Genomic DNA, 2,488 nt, shown 5'->3' on the forward strand with positions numbered 1-2,488 from the left:
TGTCGAGTAGGTCAGCCCCATTACTGGGGCTTTCCCCTCTAAGAACCGTACATGAGAGTTTCCCCTCATACGGCTCAAGCAACGCATTGCTATTCTTGCTGAAGAAATAGTTTTGCCTCATTTCCTACTAATTTTATTGAGTTTAGACTTCTTTGGTTTACATGACCTGTGGATAAGAGTTTTGAACGGTTTTCCATTGACGTTCTCCTCTATGGTAGCCCATCGATGGTCACTGTCTATTATTTTTCCACAGATTGGACAGCGCATCCTTTGATGTATCCATATTATCGCGAGTAAATTGTCAACCTCACGTAGCTCTTGCTCTGTGTTCTTTAACTTGCGTCGCATATAATATGTAGCATCAGCAGGGTCGTATGGATTGGAAGAAGTTTTCACACGCACGTACTTTTGGATTGCTGTGTCTGACAACCTTTTGAGCGAGAGTCCAACCTCTTTTTGGGTTTTCTTGTTCATGGTTGTGGCACAAAAGCTCCAATCGCGTCCTCGTACCTGTTTGAAATACTTGTCTTTAATCCACTGTTTCCCTTTCTTGGGGTGTCTGCGCTTAGCCCATTGCCAAAGCGTTTTGTAAATTTCAAAGTCCACACGAGAGAATGCCTTTGATGATGCCCCATAGCGGTAATAGTTAGCCCACCCTGGTATCATGTAGTTAAGCATCCTAACCATAGACGATGCCTTAGCCGACTTGTTCCCTTTGATTTTCGTGCGTACCTTGTCACAGAAACTCTTCATCGCATCCTTTGACGGTTTGGTGAGCAGCTTGCCATTGGAGTATTTGCGGATGTTGAAGCCGAGGAAGTCGAAACCCTCACTGATATGAGTGATTTTGGTCTTTTCTTCCGAGAGCATCAAACCGCGTTCCTCCATAAACTGCTTTACCAAAGGGAGAATAATCTTTTCGATTGTCTCCTTGTCTTTGGCTGTGATGATGAAGTCGTCCGCGTAGCGCACGAGGTTAATTTTAGGTTTAATCCACTTGCGTCCGTTCGGGTCGGGTTTCCAATAACCTTTCACCGCCTTTTTCACAAGCGATTGAAGCCCGTCAAGGGTCATGTTGGCAAGAGTGGGAGAAATTATACCGCCTTGTGGCGTTCCTTCCTCGGTGGGGAAGAGTTCACCATTGAATATATAACCACTTTTGAGCCATTTGCGTAACATCTCTTTATCCATAGGGATATTGGCGAGTAGCCACTCATGACTTATGTGGTCAAAGCATCCTTTGATGTCACCCTCCAGCACCCATTCAGGAGCAATTTCCTTTGAAAGTACATTGTGACACTGGGCTATCGCATCTTGACAGCTTCGATATTTTCGGAAACCGTAAGAGTGTTGGTCACCTGTGGTTTCAGAAATAGGGTCGAGTGCCATAAGGTAGAGAGCCTGCATCGCTCTGTCTTTCATTGTAGGTATTCCCAAGGGGCGTTTCTTTCCATTCTTCTTCGGTATCTCCACGCGGCGCAGTGGCATCGGTTGATAACCACGGCGTTTGAGCGTGTCGATTGCTTTGACTTTTGCCGCGTCAGTTGACCACCTTACATGGTCAACACCTGCGGTGTCCTTACCTTTATTAGTAGTAACTCGCAGTACAGCCAGATAACGACCGTAGAACGAGTGGGTCAGCAACCATTGCAAAGATTTTACTTTGCCGTGTCTGCCTTCCCTTTGAGCCTTTACAATACGCGCTTGCAGCTTCCGAACATAGTCCTCCGCCTTGTGTCGGTCGATGTTTCGCCAACGCTCGGTATGGGAGATTGCCTTGTTTTCAGGCGCACACGATATTTTAACTTCGTTCATTTGCATTCCTTTCTTTGGAAGTTCTAAAAGTTGATTGTAAAGTGTTACCTTGTGGAAGTGGGCACACTTTCGTGTCGGATGATGTGGCTCTCTGCCAATGCATGACAATGAGGTCAATCCGTATCCGCTCCATTACAGAGCGACATTCGCTTTTTCCACGTTCCTATATCCGCATCCTATATAGGCTTGCCTTACGGCTCGCTTACCCCCTCATGAAGAGAGGGAAGAATACGGACTTACCACGTTCCGTATAAGTGACAATAATGGGTTAGGTCTGTCCTATCCACCGACAGTCATTATGTCCGTGCAACCCCACCTGGACAGGGAGTTGACCGACTGCACACCTTTTTTGGTTCAAGCCTACAGCTTTGCTCTTGGAGCGAAGCCCTCAACATCTTTTGGCTTGTTCTTCGTAACGATGTTTATCAGACATTCACATTCAGTTGACCATACCATTAAGCCTCGCCCCTCGACAGAATGATGTTATCTGCCATTGACCTCCACTCACGCTTTAGTCTATTCCTTTCGGAGAGGGTACTTTGTCAGGACAGCTTCGCACAACGGAATTACTTCCAATGCACGTGTCCTCAGACTACTGCAAACGGAATTGCAGGTGTAATCAATAGTTTAAACTATAGTCACACAATCACTTACACGACTTTTCGTGTCACAC

The 2,488-nt window shown here is 46.1% G+C and carries 1 protein-coding gene; it reads right to left on the bottom strand.

Annotation, left to right across the window (positions count from 1 at the left end):
* Window positions 1-117: 117 nt before the first annotated feature.
* Window positions 118-1,815 carry a group II intron reverse transcriptase/maturase gene (gene ltrA, locus D0T87_RS23400; protein WP_163178553.1) on the bottom strand — a complete coding sequence of 566 codons (1,698 nt, stop codon included), beginning with the start codon at window positions 1,813-1,815 and terminating at the stop codon, window positions 118-120.
* Window positions 1,816-2,488 lie beyond the last annotated feature (673 nt).

The sequence above is a fragment of the Bacteroides sp. 51 genome (genome assembly GCF_010500965.1).
Classification (GTDB): domain Bacteria; phylum Bacteroidota; class Bacteroidia; order Bacteroidales; family Bacteroidaceae; genus Bacteroides.

Coding starts and splice junctions, on each gene's coding strand:
- ltrA (WP_163178553.1), bottom strand. CDS start 1,815: ATGAACGAAGTTAAAATATCGTGTGCGCCTGAAAACAAGGCAATCTCC.